We start from the raw sequence: 17,488 nt of genomic DNA, 5'->3' as shown, positions 1-17,488 counted from the left end.
GAGGAATGGATGATGACGATTACATTGCAAGTACAAGGAATGACATGCGGACATTGCAAAGCGGCGGTGACGAACGCCCTTCAAGCATTGGATGGCGTCAGCCGCGTCGAAGTGCATTTGCAAGACGGGACGGTCGATGTGGAGTATGATGAAACAAAGGTCAGCGTAGAAAAACTGAAAGAAGCGATTGAAGAGCAAGGATATGATGTGAAATAACATACGGAAGGGGCCCCGAAGGGAAGACGGGGCCTTTTTTATCGAGAGCGTAACGGGACATGGTCATCGCCTAAACGAGTTCTCGGCTGGGGAACGTTTTTCTCTTCTTGAAGAATATCGAGAAAGCGAGATGTTATAATGAAAAAATAGATGTGCAAAATGTATGGAGAAAATCGTTCAACGAAAATGGAAAAAAAGCAAGCGATTCGGATTCGCCGATGCTTAACGGCGATACGTAATCGCTTGCCGTCCCATTTGAACCCAAGCAGCGATAAACTCTTGCTTCGGTGCTTTTTGATTTTTGATGGCGGTCAATGGGTCATTGAAATAAATGTACTGCTCATCGTATCCCGTAATGAGCACTGCGTGTTCCCGATACGTGATTTTGACCGGTCCTTGCGGTGTTTGCCATTCGCGAAAGGCAGAGGGAGGAAGAGGACGAAAGGTGGTGTTTGTGATCACCCAAACCGGTGTGCCTTTGGCCAAGTATGTATAGATGTTTTCAAACGATTGCCCGGTTAAGTCGACGATTTGGTTCGGCAAGTACCGTTCAGCCAACTGCTTGATCGGCTTATGGTACACGCCGTATCCGGGCTTCGATAATGTATACATATCGCCGACAAACCCTTCATTTGGGTGTCCGTAAAACACTTGGCCATTCCGCACTTGATATGGAACAGGATTTTTCTTGATTTGTTTCGCCAACGTCATCTTGTCGACGCGAATGCCGGCATGATTCAAGAGCATGGCCAAGCTGGTCACTTCGCATCCCCTCGGCAGTTCCGGAAGCTGAGACAAAAGGGGAGCGTCAATCAGGACGGATGTCCTTAGCGCTTGTTTCTTTGAAGGAGCAGCTGATCGATTCGCCTCCTCCGCTTGATTGCTGGGGGACGGATTGGTTTCTCTGCTGTTTCTTTTCTGTACGAAGGCTTTGATGGCATCGCCTGTCTGGGTCGAACTTGCATAATAGGATAATGAGGCGGCCAATAGCAAGAAACAGGAAATATACAATCCGAGCGACAGTTGATCCATCCTCCCATTTAAAGGTCTTCTCAAGAGAACAAAACAAAGGGAAACGATGAGAAAAGCAAGGGTAAACGCTAACAAGCTATTTTCCACTCCTTTATCATGCGTGTGTGTTTTTATCGTAACAGATCTATGTGCAAAAATGGTGAAATTCACACTTTCTCCATATTTTATCGTTAATGTTATGAGAAACTGAAAATGTTGCAAGCAGTTTTCCTGAAAAAATGGAAACAGATTGTTTTTGAAACTTGATTTTGTGTACGATAGAATGAAAGTGTCTTTGTATAAATCATTCTTCATCTTCGGTTTAAATCAAAAAGTTTTTGATGTTGTTTTTGGATTCTTTCTTAACAAAGTGGAGGGACAATCATCGCCATGTGCGGTTTTATTGGCTGTATTCATGATCGCCCGAAAGCGATGGAGCAAACATGGAAAACGACGTTGGCGGAGATGAACCGCCTGATTATCCATCGCGGCCCCGACGATGAGGGGTATTTTTTGGATGACTACGTGAGTTTTGGTTTTCGGCGTTTGAGCATCATCGATCTGGAGGCGGGACATCAGCCGCTGTCTTATGAAAACGATCGATATTGGATCATTTTTAACGGGGAAATTTACAACTATCTTGAATTGCGGGAAGAGCTGGCGGCGAAAGGATATTCGTTTGCGACGCATTCGGATACCGAGGTGATTGTTGCTCTTTACAGCGCCGAAAAAGAAAAAGCAGTCGAAAAGCTGCGCGGGATGTTTGCGTTTGTCATTTGGGACAAGCAAGAGAAAACAGTGTTTGCGGCGCGGGATCCGTTCGGCATTAAGCCGTTTTTTTATGCGGAGCAAGGAGACCGCACGTTTTTCGCTTCGGAAAAGAAAAGCATCTTGCTGGCCCTCGGACAGGAATCGCTGAACGGCGACTCCCTGCAGCATTATTTAACCTTCCAATACGTCCCTGAGCCGCTGACGATGTCGGCCGGCATTTACAAGCTGGAGCCGGGGCATTATCTCAAGAAAAAAGTCGGAAAACCGCTCACCATTCATCGTTATTGGAAGGCATCCTTCGAGTCCATTCGCCAATCGGAAGAGGAGCTTGTCAAGAAAATCCGCGATGCGCTGTTTGATTCGGTCAACGTCCATATGCGCAGCGATGTGCCGGTCGGTGCGTTTTTGTCGGGAGGCATTGATTCATCGTTCATCGTCGCCATCGCCAAACAATTCCATCCGCACCTGAAGACATTTTCCGTCGGGTTTGAGCGGGAAGGGTTTAGTGAAATCGATGTCGCAAAAGAAACCGCAGAGAAGCTTGGGGTAGACAACATTAGCTATGTCATTTCGCCGCAGGAGTATATGGAAGAATTGCCGAAAATAATGTGGCATATGGACGATCCGCTTGCCGATCCTGCGGCTGTGCCGCTGTATTTTGTCGCTCGTGAGGCGAGAAAGCATGTCACGGTGGTGCTTTCCGGCGAGGGGGCGGACGAGCTGTTTGGCGGCTACAACATTTACCGCGAACCAGAGTCGTTGCGGCTGTTTGCCCGCATGCCAAACATTGTAAAAGCGGTGTTGCGGGTGATCGCGAAGCTGCTTCCGGACGGAATGAAAGGAAAAAGCTTTTTGGAGCGCGGCACGACGCCGCTTGAAGAACGGTATGTCGGCAATGCGAAAATCTATAGCGAAAAGGAAAAAGCGGCGTTGCTCAAAACGTACCAAGAGGGGCGCGAATATACGGCGGTGACGGCTCCTTTTTACCGCGAAACGATTCATTACCCATCCGTCAACCGGATGCAGTATATTGATATTCATACATGGCTAAGGGGCGATATTTTAGTCAAAGCGGACAAAATGACGATGGCCCATTCGCTTGAGCTGCGCGTTCCCTTTTTAGACAAAAAGGTATTTGAGGTTGCTGCGCAAATCGCCCCTGACATGAAAACCGCCAACGGCACGACGAAATATATTTTGCGCAAAGCGGCCGAAGGCATCGTGCCGGATCATGTATTAAACCGGAAAAAATTAGGATTTCCTGTGCCGATTCGCCATTGGTTGAGAAACGAAATGTATGATTGGGCGAGACAACTCATCCACGAAAGTGAAACCGATCATCTGTTCCATAAGGACGTACTCTATCGACTGCTGGATGAGCATGCCCGCCACAAGGCGGACCATAGCCGCAAGCTGTGGACGGTCTTGGCGTTTATGATTTGGCATCAAGTCTATGTGGAAAAGAAGTACGATTTTGCTCAATCCGTACAAAACGAGAAGCGGCCAGCGTCTGTTTTGGAGGCGTAGCAGAGAAAGGAAGCGTCCCGGGGCTCAGCCGGGACGTTTGTTCATCTCTTGATTGAAAGAGGCTGACTTTCAAGTGAAGGAATTCAGCCCGTTTTGATATTCGAAACAGGAACCCATTGTTTTAGGGGGTGGTGAAAAACCATGATTTCCTTGAACATGGTCTGTTTTTTTGTTCAGACAAAAAACAACTTCGTAAGGTTTCTCCATTTTAGAAATCCTCCCGCTCAACCAAAGTTTTCTATTCCATCACAACCTTCTAGATGACGAGAGCAATGTCGCGAAATGGGCGTTTCACCAAAAGGAAGAACATGCTGCTCGTTTGTTTTTGTCATAGGGAATGGAGAGGGCTAAGAAACCGGACCATGAACGGGGAGTTCCACCGTAAAAGTCGCTCCTTCTCCCGGCTGGCTCTGCACGGAGATGATTCCATGATGGATATCGACAATCTTCTTGGCGATCGACAACCCGAGTCCGCTGCCCCCTGCGGCGCGATGGCGGGATTTATCGGCCTTATAAAATCGTTCAAAAATGCGGAGCTGGTCATGTTCGTTGATTCCTGGCCCTGTATCGGAAACGGTGACGATGGCTTGTTCACCGCGGCGTTGTAGCTGGATGGTGATGGTTCCCCCTTTCGGTGTAAATTTAATCGCATTATGGATCAAGTTCAGCCATACTTGGCTAAGCAAATCTTCATCGGCTGTAATGATGACTTTTTCAAGCAGGACACACATGTCCAATTCTTTTTCCGCCCACTGTGGCTCGCAGTGAAGAATGAGTGTTTGCAGCTGTGTGTCCAAGCGATAGGATGTGGGATGAAACGGGTAGCGATCAGAGTCTAACATCGCCAACCGCAGCAAATTCTCACTTAACTTCGACAAACGGACGCACTCCGTTTCAATAATGTCGAGATAATGCAACCGCTGTTCACGGCTTAGGTCCTCGTTTTTGAGCGCTCGGGCGAACCCGCGGATCGATGTGAGCGGAGAGCCGATCTCATGAGACACATTAGAAATAAATTCTTGCCGCATTTCTTCCATGGCCTGCAAATTCGCGGCCATGTCGTTAATGCGTGTCACGAGTTCGGCAAACGGATGATTCCGTCCGCCCCAGTCAGCCTGTAGGTTTACTCGAAAATCGCCTTTGGCGATTCGATTAATGGCATCTATTAAGTGCTGCCAAAATACTTTTTCGCGCTTTCGCAAAAAAGGACTGATCGCGCTCATAGTCATCCCGAACAGCAAAAAGCCGAGGATCGATGAAATGATTTGACGAACGAGCGGGTGCGGCCGCCAAGCGAATCGGGTGTAGAGCGCTTCTGTGATGAAATATGCCGCAGTCCAAAAGAGAGAGACGATGGACATTACAGCGATAACCGTCAAGATGGATTTAAGCACAAATCGCAATCGTTTCATGACTGTGCCTCCAACCGATAGCCGAGCCCGCGAATCGTGCGGATGGAAAATGGAGAATCTGGTTGGGCAAACCGTTCGCGCAACCGTTTGATATGCACGTCCACTGTTCGTTCATCCCCATCATAATCGTAGCCCCAGATCTGTTCAATCAACTCGTCGCGTGTAAACGTTTTGCCCGGATAGCTGGCCAATTTAAAAAGCAGTTCAAATTCTTTCGGCGGCAAGAAGATCTCTTGGTCTCCCAAACGGCATTCGTACGTCTTGCGGTTTAACGATAAACGGCCTATTTGTACGATTTGCGATGTAGCGATTCGATACCGTTTGAGCAATGCTTTGACCCGGGCGACGAGCTCAAGTGGGTCGAACGGTTTGACAAGATAATCGTCCGCCCCGAGCTCGAATCCTTTCACCTTCTGTCTTGTTTCCCCTTTGGCCGTCAACATTAAAATGGGGACATCGTCGTAGTCGCGCAGTTCGCGACATAGCTCCCAACCATCCATTTCCGGCATCATAATATCCATAATGACCAAATCCACTTTCACCGTTTCCAATACGTCAAGTGCTTCTTTTCCGTTAGCCGCCTCATGGATTGTAAATCCTTCTAAGTTTAAAAAGTGGCTGACGAGTTCGCGGATATGCGCGTCATCATCGACGATTAAAATTCGTGCCATCGTCATCCCCTTTCATTGTCCTTTCATGCTATTTTCCATTGTGTCGCTTTTGCTTGGCCTTCGTCAATGTTGAAGCTGGTTCGTTTATAATTTCGTCGTGACAGCAGATAATGAAACGATGGGTTTGATTCTTAATATTCATTGGAGAAGCGGGGATGCTCATCGCGGACATCCCCAGTGGTTATGCCCGGCGCATATAGACACGAACGGTGATCGGAGCAAAGATCGCAACAATGGCCGCCGCGCCGAGCAAGGAGAGGACGAAATCTGTGCCTATCGTTCCGTGATTCGTCAACTCGCGGACGGCCGCGATCATATGGGAAATGGGATTGACTTTGGCAATCCATTGTAGCCAATCGGGCATCGTCTTGATCGGCACGAACGCATTCGATACAAACATCAGTGGGAACAACGCCAGCATGGAGATTCCCTGTACAGCGGCCGCATGACGGGCAATGACGCCGAAGAAGGCAAAGATCCAGCTGACGGCCCACGCGCATCCAATGGCGAAAACGCCCGCAAGCGCCACACTGGCGATCCCTCCTTCCGGACGGTAGCCGATAAGAAATCCCATGGCAAACGTCAGGGTGGTGGCGATGACATAGCGGACGACGTCGGCTAATAACGCCCCAGCCAACGGAGCGATGCGGGCGATCGGCAGCGATTTAAAGCGGTCGAACACGCCTTTATCCATATCATCGCGAAGTTGAACTCCTGAAGTGACGGAAGCCCCGATCAACGTTTGGATGAGAATGCCGGGAATGATCATGGGCAAGTAGTTATGAACATTCCCCGCGATGGCTCCACCAAAGATGTAGGTAAACATCAAGGTGAAGATAATCGGCTGAAAAGTAACGTCAAATAATTGTTCGGGTGTGCGCCGCACCTTCAACAAACCACGATAGGCCATCGTCAGCGAATTTCGTACAGCTTGGGAAACGCTTGTACGGTTTTTCTGTTGGCGTTTGACCTCCAATTGAGGAGACACTGGTTTCATCTCATCGCTTCCTCCCTTACATCATTGGATTCATCTGCACGTTTTTCCACTCCATGGCCGGTAATGGTCAGAAAGACCTCATCGAGGGTTGGTTTTTGCACACTTAACTCGGTTAAGTGGATGCCCTCTTGACGCAAGGCGACAAGCAGGTCCGTCACATGGTCTGGATCGGCCATCGGCGCCGTGATGTTCCCGGTTTCTAAGGATACTGTCGGCCGAACATGGAGAACGCGCTCAATGATGCGCTTGGCCGTTTCGATCTCTCCAGGATGTTGCAGCTTGACTTGCAATGACGATTGACCGATGGACGCCTTGAGTTCATCGGGTGTCCCTTCAGCGACGACTCGGCCGTGATCAATTACGGCGATGCGGTCTGCCAATTCGTCCGCTTCTTGTAAATATTGGGTTGTCAGCAGCACCGTTGTCCCCATATTCACCAAGCGCCGGATCGTTTCCCACATTTGATTGCGCGTGCGCGGGTCGAGTCCGGTGGTCGGTTCGTCAAGAAAAATGAGCGGCGGCTGGGCAATGAGGCTGGCGGCGAGATCCAGACGCCGGCGCATACCGCCAGAGAAATGTTTCAATGGGCGCTTGGCTGCTTCTGTCAAGCCAAATTCCTCCAATAATTCGCTTGTTTTTCGCCTTGCTTCTGTTCGGCTCAGCCCCAGAAGCCTAGAAAAGATCATTAGATTCTCTGTTGCGCTGAGCGTTTCGTCAACAGAGGCGTATTGACCGGTGACACCAATCAATTGCCGGACGATTTGCGGTTGTTTGACGACGTCGTACCCAAAAATTTGGGCGGAACCGGCGTCCGGGCGCAATAACGTCGCTAACATTCGGATTGTCGTTGTCTTGCCGGCACCATTGGGGCCCAGCACACCATAGATGGTGCCCGCGCGCACACGCAAATTGAGACCGTCCACGGCCCGGTGGTCGCCAAAGGTTTTCACCAATTCGTGTGTTTCCACTGCCCACTCTTGATGGGCGGGTGAGATTTGGGGTTTGTATCCCATTTTGTGTCCCCCTCCTTCGTATGATTCTCGTACATGGTGAATCGTAGCATGCTTTTATGAACGGAATGTGAACAACGGCATGATTTTTTGAGGAAGAGAAAATTTGATTCACCCACTCTTGCAATTCTCCCGGTTTTGGTATATGCTTGTTCCATCAGGATGATCATCTACTATATATTGTTTTGTTCTCTTTTTTAAACAACTATATATCGTTTCGCCAAGCAATGGTGTCCATCAGGACTTAATAGGGAATCCGGTGTGAATCCGGAACTGTCCCCGCAACTGTATGTGCGGACGAAATGGGATGGCCACTGGCGGCAAGAGCCATTCAGCGCGCCGCTGGGAAGGACCCAAAGTAGGACGATGCACGAGTCAGGAGACCTGCCTTGCTTGGAACGTTTCATGTTCTTCGGGGTGTGAGAAGATGAAACGATAGGGGAAAAGAAAAAAGGGAGTTCGTCTGCCTTTTTCCGTCTGTCGTTTCATCCGCTCGCCTGCCCGAGCGGATTTTTTTATGGAGGAGAGGGGAAACGAATGACAGTGTCCACGAAGTCTATTGTTGTCGATGATCAAGGAAAAGAGAAATCATTTTCGCGCGAGGAGTTTGCTAGGTTGGTGGAGCAGGCGGCGGCAGACTTTGTCCGTTTGTCGCTCGAGGAATATGAAGAACGTGTATGGCAGCTTCTCAGCCGAAAAGAGATGGTCACCTTCGAGCAGCTGTATCAAACCGCCATTTTGGAAGGGCTGTCGTATATTAGTGAGGAGGAGCCGGAATGGACGTTTGTGTGCGCCCGGCTGTATTTGCAGCAACTGTACCGCGAGGCAGCACGGCATCGCGGGTACGAGGAGCGCAAGCGGTATGGCGATTTCTACTCGCTCCTTGTTGCGCTGACGGAACAAGGAGTATATCATCCGCTGCTGCTTGAACGTTATACGAAAGAAGAAATTGAGTCCATCGGTGCGCTTCTTGATCCGGAGAAGGACAACTTGTTTACGTACATAGGATTGCGCACGCTTGCGGATCGGTATTTGGCCCGCGATTATGAGCGGCGGCTGTATGAATTGCCGCAGGAGCGATTTTTGGTCATCGCCATGACGCTCATGGCGAATGAACCGCAGCAGCGGCGGCTTGAGTTGGTGAAGGAAGCGTATTGGGCGTTAAGCAACCTATACATGACCGTGGCGACGCCGACGCTTGCCAACGCCGGGAAGTCATACGGCCAGCTGTCGAGTTGCTTTGTCGACACGGTCGATGACAGTTTGCAAGGGATTTACGACAGCAACACCGATATCGCCAATTTATCGAAATCAGGCGGCGGCATTGGGGTCTATTTAGGGAAAATCCGGTCGCGCGGCAGCGACATTAAAGGATTCAAAGGGGTCTCCTCCGGCGTCATCCCGTGGATGAAGCAGCTGAACAACACAGCGGTGAGCGTCGATCAGCTCGGGCAGCGAAAGGGAGCCATTTCCGTCTATTTGGATGTGTGGCATAAAGATATTTTTGCGTTTCTCGATGCGCGGCTCAACAACGGCGACGAACGGCTGCGGACGCATGACTTGTTCACCGGCGTTTGCATCCCTGATTTGTTCATGGAAATGGTCGAACAGCGCGGCGACTGGTATTTGTTTGATCCGCATGAAGTGCGGACGGTGATGGGATTTAGTTTGGAAGACTTTTATGATGAGGAAAAAGGGAAGGGCAGCTTTCGGGAGAAATATTGGCAATGCGTCAACGAACCGAGGCTGTCGAAAGAAAAAGTGCCGGCGATCGAAGTGATGAAAAGCATTATGCGCAGCCAGCTCGAGTCGGGGACGCCGTTTATGTTTTACCGCGATGAAGTGAACCGGCAAAATCCGAATCGCCATCTCGGGATGATTTACTGCAGCAACCTTTGCACAGAAATCGCGCAAAACCAAAGCCCGACGGTGATGAAGCGGCAATATGTGAAAGACGGAGTGATTGTGATCGAAAAAATCCCGGGCGATTTTGTCGTCTGCAATTTATCGTCGATCAACTTGGCGCGTGCGGTGACCGATGGGGTGTTGGAGCGGCTCATCCCGATTCAAATGCGGATGCTTGATAATGTCATTGATTTAAATAACATTCCGGTGCTGCAGGCCGGTTTGACGAACGAAAAATACCGCGCTGTCGGGCTTGGCACTTTTGGCTGGCATCATTTGCTGGCGTTAAAAGGCATTCGCTGGGAGTCGGAGGAAGCGGTTCGCTACGCCGATGAACTGTATGAAACGATCGCGTATTTGGCGATTCAAGCGAGTATGGAGCTCGCCAAAGAAAAAGGGAGCTACCCGGCGTTTGCCGGATCGGATTGGCAGACGGGCGCTTATTTCGAACGGCGCGGCTACCAAAGCCACGGCGAGCTCGATTGGGACCAACTCAAGAGCAATGTAGCCCACTATGGGGTGCGCAACGGCTATATCATGGCCATTGCGCCAAACGCCTCGACGTCGATCATTGCCGGCAGCACGGCGAGCATCGATCCGATTTTCTTAAAAGTGTATGCCGAGGAAAAGAAAGATTATAAAATTCCCGTGACCGTGCCGGATCTAAACGAACAGACGACATGGTATTACAAATCGGCGTACCATATCGACCAACGTTGGAGCATCAAGCAAAACGCCGCGCGCCAGCGCCATGTCGACCAAGCCATCTCATTTAACTTCTACGTCATGAATACGATCAAGGCAAAGGAGCTGCTCGATTTGCATTTGACGGCGTGGAAGTCGGGGTTGAAAACGACGTATTACGTGCGTTCGACATCGGGGACGATCGAAGAGTGCGATTCGTGCGCGAGCTGACCGGGGCCAAAAGAGGCTCACTTCCTTGTGCCGGAGAGGCGTAAGCGGTTGGCCGCGCACACGATACTATATAAGCTGCAACTTGGTTTTCCATGGCATTGTTCGCTCTTCTTGTCACCGTGCCAGCTTGTCAGGTGATCCAGACGGGACATGGAGATCAGAAATTCTTTAGAAAACGAAAGGAAGGAATGGACGATGACGATCAGTGTAGTCAAACGGCCCATTATGGATCCGGAGGCGCCGAACCGTTCAACGGGCATCATCAACGGCCGCTGCTCGAATGTGTTGAATTGGGATGATCTTGCCTATCCGTGGGCGTATGCCAAATATAAGCGAATGCTCGCCAATTTTTGGACGCCGTTTGAAATCAATATGGCGCAAGATGTGAAGCAGTTTCCGCAATTAACGGCCCGCGAGCAGGAGGCATTTTTGAAAATCATCGGTCTTCTGGCGCTGCTTGACAGCATTCAAACCGATTACGCCGGACGTGTCGCTGATTACATTACGGACCCGAGCATCAACGCGCTCATGATTATGCTCGCCCAGCAGGAAGTCATTCACAACCATTCGTATTCGTACGTGCTTTCGAGCCTTGTGCCGAAAGCGAAGCAAGATGAAGTATTCGACTTTTGGCGGAACGAACCGACGCTGCGCAAGCGGAACGATTTTGTGACGAACGGCTACAAGGCGTTTGCGGAAGAGCCGAATGTGGAAAACTTGTTGCGCTCGATCGTTTTTGACGTCATTTTAGAAGGACTGTTTTTCTACTCAGGGTTTGCGTTCTTCTACAACCTCGCGCGCCAGCAAAAAATGGTGGCGACGAGCACGATGATCAATTACATCAACCGTGACGAGCACATTCATGTCGATTTGTTTGCGAAAATTTTCAAAGAAGTGTTGAACGAATATCCGGAATATCGGACGCCGGAGTTGGCGGATTTTGTCCGGGAAACGTTTAGGAAAGCGGCTGAGCTGGAGATCGAATGGGCGCGGGAAATCATCGGCCATGAGATCGATGGCATCGACTTGGCTGATTTGGAGGCGTACATTAAGTTTTACGCCAACGTCCGCGCCCACCAGCTTGGGTTTGACCGCCCGTTCGACGGCTATCGGACGAACCCGCTTCGCTGGATTAAAGCGTATGAAGAAGTCGACCTTGGCAAATCCGACTTTTTCGAACAAAAACCACGCCAATATACGAAAGTGCAAGTGGACAACGGATTTGATGAGTTGTAATGATGGAGAAGCCACGTTTGACAGCGGTCAGCGTGGCTTTTTTGTCAGGCAAGGCCGTTCGCCTTTTGCTTGACTTGCCGTTTTTTGAACGAACAGCAGCGGGCGTTTTGGCAAGGACAGATGGCCAAGCAGTCTACAAACGTGAGTGAACGATGAGGATATAAGGGGGCATTCGATGGGGGATCGTTCTGTGCTGCTGGCGCGCAAAGCAGCTCACCTGATTCAAGGGTGAGCTGTTTCCGTTCAGAGCATACATGGTTTGTGGCAATGTCTCGTGTCTGTTCAAGGGGAATGACGACATCAAGGCAAGCGTTCAAACGATATCTCCGAGCCGCCCTTTGGCTTGCTGACGGCTGACGAGTTCGTCGAGCTGGCGGATTTTTTTCCATGCTAAATCATCGCTGATTGTTCGATAATGGTGGCAGCCGCCGGGCTCCTCGTCGGCTTCGTCGGCCCATTTGACGATGGCTTGGAGCGGCGTTCGTTTCCATTCTCCTTCTGGAAGGTAGGAATCGGTATGAAGCAAAATCGCCAGGGCAATTTCCTTAGCGTTTTGCGGATGTTCGCCCAGGCGGATGAGCAGCTTATGGGCGCGTTCGGCCCCTTTGATGGCGTGGATGTCGTTTTGCCGATATTGTTCGTAGTCCCAACGGCCGTTTTTGTACCATGTGTAATGGCCAATATCATGAAGCAGTGCGGCTTTTGTCGCCAAGTCGACGTTCACTCCGTGGCGGAGGGCAAGGTGGTAGGCATGGTACGCCGCGTTGATGGCGTGGGCGAGGCCAGATCGTTTTAAATATTTTTGCGCAACCGGATAGGCAAAGACGTGGGTTAAGGTGACCGTTCTCATAGGCATCCCTCCGTTTTTTTGTATTTCCCACCATCATACCATGGCGTAAAGAGTCAGGCAATGAGAGAAAGAAGGTGGGAACGATTACACGGAGAAAAAATAAGACGATCGTGTTATAATAGCGCTCAACTTATTGGATTGGTGCTTGGCAGGCAAGCCGTTTGGCTGGTTGATCCGTTTTTTCGCGCTCGCGCCGCGTTTTCGGAGCGAGAAGGTGAGCGCCGGCGAGAACGGTGACCATGCAGCGGCCGCACGTTCCTTTTTTGCATTTGTAATCGAGCGGGATGCCTTGCCGAAGGGCGGCGTCAAGGAGCGAGAGGCCACGGGTGGGTTGTATGGCAAACGATGTTCCGTTTTGTTCCACTTGAATGACGGTTGGGCGCGCTGTTGGTTTGGTTGGTTCGGACAGAACGGGGCGCATGGGCGAACGTGCCATTGGTTTGAGTGATCCGACTGTAAAGGAACGTTCCATTTTTTTACTCCCTTTCTTTCAATTACATATTTGTTTTGAAAATGAATCTCATTTACATCATGAAAGATGATTGCTATTATAAAAGTAAAAGGCATGATGACAATACTAGATTGGCATGCAAATAAAGGGGGAGCAACATGGGAACTCCAATGAACGGACTGCGCGATATGAACGCGATTTTGGCCAACGAGCGAAAAGTCGGCGGCGCCATCGAGGCTGCATTTCTCCGTCTCCGCTCCGGGGAAGAATATCGAAACGCTTGCATCGTCCATATCGATCAGCTAGGCGCTCAATATTACTCCGTCGGTTTTGTGACCGAGCAAGGCGAGCGGATGGTTGTCAACGTTCATGACATTAGTGTCATTTCCGCTCCCGAGCATAAAAAAATCCGCGATCTGAACAACGCCGCTTATAAACGGGAAGCGATCAACAACAAGCGGCGCTATTTAAAACGCCTCTTTGAGATTTATGAAGGCAGCTATACCGTTCATTTTTGGCGGGAAGCGAAAATGATTATCGATGACATCGGCGTTGAGGCGCTCAGCCCCGAATTGTCGCTGCTCGTCTCCAACGTTCAAGGGCAAACGGCCCGCACCGCTTAATGGGAAGCTCAACCAACCGCCCGGCGATCTCCCCTATCGTTCGGGCGTGTTTTTGTGAAGCTGGTGCGGGTCGATGCCCTTCCGCTGTTTTTGCCGTCTGACGGCAAGGGGGGCTACGCTCCGCTCACGCCGACTCGTTCGGATCCTCGAGCGTGCAGATGGCGCTTGGCCGTTTGATGCGCGGCACAACCGATTCGTAGACACGGAACAAGTAGTTCATGTTTTCCATATCTAAAAACGCGGTTTGCACATCGACAGCAACAGCGAGGTCGATGTTTTGCCGCCCTGTGTCAATGACGACGCCGCGTTTGCCTTTGATGACCGGCGTTTGGTAAATGCCGGCGGTCATCAGCTCGCGGATATGCTCAATTTCAAGGACGTGCGTCCCTTCATGGACGCGGTGGATCAGCGCATACAGTTCCGGCGACAGGACGAGGGCGTACGGGCCGGTATGGCCGAGCTGAAGCAGCTTGTTGCGCGCTTCGACGATGTCAGTGAAGGCGTTGCCCGATTTCATCCAGTCGCTGCGAATGTGGGCGATCTTTCCTTTCACATTCATAATGCCCGGCACATCAAATTCGGCTGAACCGTTAAAAATCAAGTCGTCCTCGAGCAGGGCGCATTGCTGGGCGGCGTTGGCAGCGGCGGAAAAGTCGATCGGGCTGCCGAGCTGTTTCGCCTGTTCCACGTCGCGCCAGTATAAAATAAAGTCTTTATACAAAAGCGGGATCGTTAAATGCACGCGGCGCGCCGGCTCGGAAAGGCTCAGCTCTTTGCCGTGGAAGCTCATGTCCCCGTGCTCCGGGTTCGTATAAATATCGTTGGCGACCGATTGGACACCTTCGCCGAGCGGACCGTACAAATCGATAAACCGGCGGCCGACGAGCTGGCGTCGCGCCGTTTCAATGACTAGTTCGTCAAGCTCGCTCCATTGGCTGCTTGTGAGCGGGGCTTCTGGGTACAGCTTCGTTTTATCCATGTTTTCTCTCCTTTCTTATCTGTGTTTTAAGCTGCCGACTGTCAGCTGCCGTCTTGTTCCAATCGATGGGCGATCCGGCGCCGATGTGGCGGGCGGGGCGGCGTATTGCGCTAGTTTTACATATTCTTTTTGATTTTCTTTTTCGTCCGTTGGCGTTGCGGCGGCGAAGGAAACCGGCGCGTCCAATGCGCGATTCAGCGCCTCAAGGGCGTTTTTCATCTGTTGGTAATCGGCAGCGGTCATGTCGCGCAGCGCCGCAATCGTCGATTCATGTTCCGTCCCTTTATAGTGGAAGAGGGACAAATCGAGATGCTCCAAAAAGTTGTGCAAGCCGAATTTTTCAAGGCTGATGTCTTGCAACAGGCGCAAAAAGTCGCCGTTTTCCCGCGATAAGAATGCTTCGTCCGCCAATGCCTCCTCCAACTTTGGCAGCAAGGCGGCCAAACGGTCAAACCGGTGTTCCTCTTCTTCGTAAATATGATGCCAATACAGCCGTTCATGGTCGTCCGCGGCTTGTTCAATCGTCGGTTCTAAAATCGCTTGAAACTGGCCGAGCGCTTCTTTCGACCGGCTGAGAATGGCGTGAACTTCCCTTAACGTGTCGTGCAATGAACTCCCTCCCCAAACATGGTCGTATACCATCTTTTCCATATTGAAAGAGACGTAAACATCTCGGCCCCTTCGAACGTCACCTTTTGGCCCAGTGTGGAATAAAACAGAATAAGGAACATTGCCCACTTGATATGCGACGCGATTCCGGCGATAATGGAAACGGTGTGGAATGAATGCCGCTGGGCGGCACGGAAGAAGTAAAGAAGGTGACAGAACGATGGAACATGCGGAACATATTTATCAAAGACTCGTAGAGATTTGTGGAGAAAGAAATGTCCTTCGCGATGAGCCGATGAAAAACCATACATTGGTGCGGATCGGCGGCAAGGCCGATTTTCTCGTCTGGCCGGAGACGTACGAGCAGGTCATTGAGGTGTTGCGGCTGAAAGAAGAGTACGGCCTGCCGTTTACGCTTCTTGGCAACGGTTCGAACGTCATTATCCGCGACGGCGGGCTGCGCGGCATTGTCATGCAACTGAAGCATTTGAACCGCATTTGGCGTGAAGGAAACAACGTGATCGCCCAAAGCGGGGCGGATATTAAAGCGGTGTCGCGGTTCGCGCTCGAACAACACCTCACCGGGTTGGAGTTTGCCTGCGGCATTCCGGGATCGGTCGGCGGGGCGATTATGATGAACGCCGGAGCGTACGGCGGTGAAGTGAAAGATGTGCTTGACCATGTCAAAGTGGCGACGCTCGCCGGTGAGTTGAAAACGCTGAAAAATGAAGAGCTGGAGCTTGGCTATCGAACAAGCTTGATCAGCCGGACGCATGATATTGTGCTGGAAGTGGTCTTTGCGCTCCAGCCGGGCGACTATGCGCAAATCAAGGCGAAAATGGATGATTTAACCTTTCAGCGCGAATCGAAACAACCGCTTGAGTATCCGTCGGTCGGAAGCGTGTTTAAGCGTCCGCCGGGCTATTTTGCCGGCAAGCTCATCCAAGACAGCGGCCTTCAGGGAAAAGGATTCGGCGGCGCGGAAGTGTCGACGAAGCATGCGGGATTCATTATTAACAAAAACAATGCGACCGCTGCCGATTACATTGCGACGATCGAAATGGTGCGCAAAACAGTGAAAGAAAAATTCGGGGTCGATCTGGAGTTGGAAGTCAAAATTATTGGCGAGGAATGACGGAGGATCCGAATCCGGTTTGCGGGTTCGGATTTTTTCATTTCAACGAGAGGAAAAATGAAACCAACGGCCAATAGGTAAGAAAAGGGGTTATGAATGGGGGAAGAGGATGAACCTTTATTTCATTATCAATCCAGCCGCCAAAAACGGCCGGTCCGTGTCCATTTGGAAGCAGCTGCAACCGTTGCTGGATCGGGAAGGAATCGCCTATCAGGCGTATTGGACGAGCCGAAAGGGAGAGGGAAGGGAAATCGCCCGACGAATCGGCGAGGAACGTGTTGAGCCGACGGTGATCGCGGCTGTCGGGGGCGATGGGACGGTGCATGAAGTGGTGAACGGCGCGGGCATGTTTCCGCACGTGGCGATAGGCTGCATTCCCGCCGGAACGGGAAATGACTTTGTCCGCGGTTTCCGTCTGGCCCGAAAACCGAAACAGGCGCTCCAACGGCTGGTGAATGGCGCTCGGTCCGGCAAGGCTTGGGCTTTCGATCTCGGCCGTTTTGCCAGCAGCGCCGTGCCGGACGGCGTGTTTGCCAGCAGCATCGGCTGCGGATTTGACGCCCACATCGCCCGCGCGGTCAACCGCTCGAAATGGAAGGGAAGGCTGAATCGCTTCGGGCTTGGGGCGCTTACTTATGCCGTTTATTTAGTGAAGGAGCTGTTTTGCTATCAACCAACGAACCTCGAACTTTTCATTGACGGACGGGCTTATTCGTTTCCTAAAGCTTGGATGGCGACGGTGTCGAACCATTCGTACTACGGCGGTGGAATGCGCATCGCTCCGTCAGCGCGGGCGGACGATGGCCTGCTTCATGTGACGGTTGTCGGAGCGATTTCCCGCTGGAAAATTCTTGCCCTGTTTTTGTCCGTATTTTGGGGCGGACATGTGCGGATGAAAGAAGTTTGCGTGTTCGCTGGACGAAACGTGTGCATCCGCCCGACAGCCCCTGTTCCTGTTCACGCGGATGGGGAAGAGGCGGGAGAAGGGGAAGTGTCGGTTTGGATAGAGGCTAGAGGACTGAAAGTGATCGGCGCGGAAACGACCTGAACGGTTGAGACGTATATAAAGAAAACGGTGGCGAGGGGAGGAAGACGATGGGAAACGGGTAGCCATGCTCGATTTTGTCTTCTATGTTGTGTTTCCGATCGTTCCCCGTATCTCGAAAATCA

17 protein-coding genes and 1 riboswitch are annotated in these 17,488 nt (G+C 51.1%); of the genes, 8 read left to right on the top strand and 9 right to left on the bottom strand.

Annotated features, from left to right (window positions below; translation table 11 throughout):
* The first annotated feature begins 12 nt into the window (after positions 1 to 12).
* Positions 13 to 216, top strand: a complete 204-nt coding sequence (gene copZ / locus N685_RS0100700; protein ID WP_031404965.1) for a copper chaperone CopZ — start codon at positions 13 to 15, stop codon at positions 214 to 216.
* Positions 217 to 438: 222 nt separating this feature from the next.
* Here copZ and N685_RS0100695 read toward each other — a convergent pair whose 3' ends face one another.
* On the bottom strand, positions 439 to 1,323 hold the full coding sequence (locus N685_RS0100695) for a C39 family peptidase (protein ID WP_031404963.1): 885 nt from the start codon (positions 1,321 to 1,323) through the stop codon (positions 439 to 441).
* Between the two features lie 294 nt (positions 1,324 to 1,617).
* Between N685_RS0100695 and asnB the strand changes: the two genes are divergently transcribed.
* The gene (gene asnB / locus N685_RS0100690) at positions 1,618 to 3,525 is read left to right on the top strand and encodes an asparagine synthase (glutamine-hydrolyzing) (protein WP_031404961.1); all 1,908 of its coding nucleotides are present in this window, start codon (positions 1,618 to 1,620) and stop codon (positions 3,523 to 3,525) included.
* A 347-nt stretch (positions 3,526 to 3,872) separates the two neighbouring features.
* Here asnB and N685_RS0100685 read toward each other — a convergent pair whose 3' ends face one another.
* The 4 genes from N685_RS0100685 to N685_RS0100670 form a co-directional block, all read right to left on the bottom strand.
* Entirely contained in the window at positions 3,873 to 4,937 is a 1,065-nt protein-coding gene (locus N685_RS0100685; RefSeq protein WP_031404959.1) for a sensor histidine kinase, read from the bottom strand.
* Positions 4,934 to 5,608, bottom strand: a complete 675-nt coding sequence (locus N685_RS0100680; protein ID WP_031404957.1) for a response regulator transcription factor — start codon at positions 5,606 to 5,608, stop codon at positions 4,934 to 4,936. The genes N685_RS0100685 and N685_RS0100680 overlap by 4 nt, the downstream gene beginning before the upstream one ends.
* A 181-nt stretch (positions 5,609 to 5,789) precedes the next feature.
* Positions 5,790 to 6,605, bottom strand: a complete 816-nt coding sequence (locus tag N685_RS0100675; protein WP_031404955.1) for an ABC transporter permease — start codon at positions 6,603 to 6,605, stop codon at positions 5,790 to 5,792.
* Positions 6,602 to 7,618, bottom strand: a complete 1,017-nt coding sequence (locus N685_RS0100670) for an ATP-binding cassette domain-containing protein (RefSeq protein WP_031404953.1) — start codon at positions 7,616 to 7,618, stop codon at positions 6,602 to 6,604. The genes N685_RS0100675 and N685_RS0100670 overlap by 4 nt, the downstream gene beginning before the upstream one ends.
* Before the next feature lie 207 nt (positions 7,619 to 7,825).
* Positions 7,826 to 8,021: riboswitch (cobalamin riboswitch) on the top strand.
* Positions 8,022 to 8,152: 131 nt separating this feature from the next.
* Between N685_RS0100670 and N685_RS0100665 the strand changes: the two genes are divergently transcribed.
* The 3 genes from N685_RS0100665 to N685_RS19405 all read left to right on the top strand — a co-directional run bounded on the left by N685_RS0100665 (position 8,153) and on the right by N685_RS19405 (position 11,820).
* Positions 8,153 to 10,435, top strand: a complete 2,283-nt coding sequence (locus tag N685_RS0100665) for a ribonucleoside-diphosphate reductase subunit alpha (RefSeq protein ID WP_031404950.1) — start codon at positions 8,153 to 8,155, stop codon at positions 10,433 to 10,435.
* Positions 10,436 to 10,630: 195 nt separating this feature from the next.
* Complete coding sequence (locus N685_RS0100660) at positions 10,631 to 11,671, top strand: ribonucleotide-diphosphate reductase subunit beta (RefSeq protein ID WP_031404949.1); 1,041 nt, start codon at positions 10,631 to 10,633, stop codon at positions 11,669 to 11,671.
* Positions 11,672 to 11,673: 2 nt separating this feature from the next.
* The gene (locus tag N685_RS19405; RefSeq protein ID WP_156961355.1) at positions 11,674 to 11,820 is read left to right on the top strand and encodes a hypothetical protein; all 147 of its coding nucleotides are present in this window, start codon (positions 11,674 to 11,676) and stop codon (positions 11,818 to 11,820) included.
* A gap of 164 nt (positions 11,821 to 11,984) precedes the next feature.
* Here N685_RS19405 and N685_RS0100650 read toward each other — a convergent pair whose 3' ends face one another.
* Both N685_RS0100650 and N685_RS18635 read right to left on the bottom strand, forming a co-directional pair.
* A complete protein-coding gene (locus N685_RS0100650) occupies positions 11,985 to 12,521 on the bottom strand; it encodes an HD domain-containing protein (protein ID WP_031404947.1) in 537 nt (178 codons plus the stop codon).
* Between the two features lie 130 nt (positions 12,522 to 12,651).
* Positions 12,652 to 12,993, bottom strand: coding sequence for a 2Fe-2S iron-sulfur cluster-binding protein (locus N685_RS18635; protein ID WP_071880141.1), 342 nt, complete (start codon positions 12,991 to 12,993; stop codon positions 12,652 to 12,654).
* Positions 12,994 to 13,130: 137 nt separating this feature from the next.
* Here N685_RS18635 and N685_RS0100640 point away from each other — a divergent pair, with 137 nt between their 5' ends.
* Complete coding sequence (locus N685_RS0100640) at positions 13,131 to 13,595, top strand: hypothetical protein (RefSeq protein WP_031404943.1); 465 nt, start codon at positions 13,131 to 13,133, stop codon at positions 13,593 to 13,595.
* 124 nt (positions 13,596 to 13,719) lie between these two features.
* Here N685_RS0100640 and N685_RS0100635 read toward each other — a convergent pair whose 3' ends face one another.
* Positions 13,720 to 14,574 (bottom strand): family 1 encapsulin nanocompartment shell protein, encoded by an 855-nt coding sequence (locus N685_RS0100635; RefSeq protein ID WP_031404941.1) that lies wholly within the window; start codon positions 14,572 to 14,574, stop codon positions 13,720 to 13,722.
* Between the two features lie 15 nt (positions 14,575 to 14,589).
* On the bottom strand, positions 14,590 to 15,183 hold the full coding sequence (locus N685_RS0100630; RefSeq protein WP_031404939.1) for an IMEF encapsulin system ferritin-like cargo protein: 594 nt from the start codon (positions 15,181 to 15,183) through the stop codon (positions 14,590 to 14,592).
* Positions 15,184 to 15,403: 220 nt separating this feature from the next.
* Here N685_RS0100630 and murB point away from each other — a divergent pair, with 220 nt between their 5' ends.
* Positions 15,404 to 16,318 (top strand): UDP-N-acetylmuramate dehydrogenase, encoded by a 915-nt coding sequence (gene murB / locus N685_RS0100625; protein WP_031404937.1) that lies wholly within the window; start codon positions 15,404 to 15,406, stop codon positions 16,316 to 16,318.
* 109 nt (positions 16,319 to 16,427) lie between these two features.
* Positions 16,428 to 17,366, top strand: a complete 939-nt coding sequence (locus tag N685_RS0100620) for a diacylglycerol/lipid kinase family protein (RefSeq protein ID WP_031404935.1) — start codon at positions 16,428 to 16,430, stop codon at positions 17,364 to 17,366.
* Positions 17,367 to 17,488: the final 122 nt, after the last annotated feature.

This window comes from Geobacillus vulcani PSS1 (assembly GCF_000733845.1).
GTDB lineage: Bacteria > Bacillota > Bacilli > Bacillales > Anoxybacillaceae > Geobacillus > Geobacillus vulcani.
Note: the sequence above shows the minus strand (reverse complement) of the source record. Positions and strands in the feature narration are given on the sequence as shown.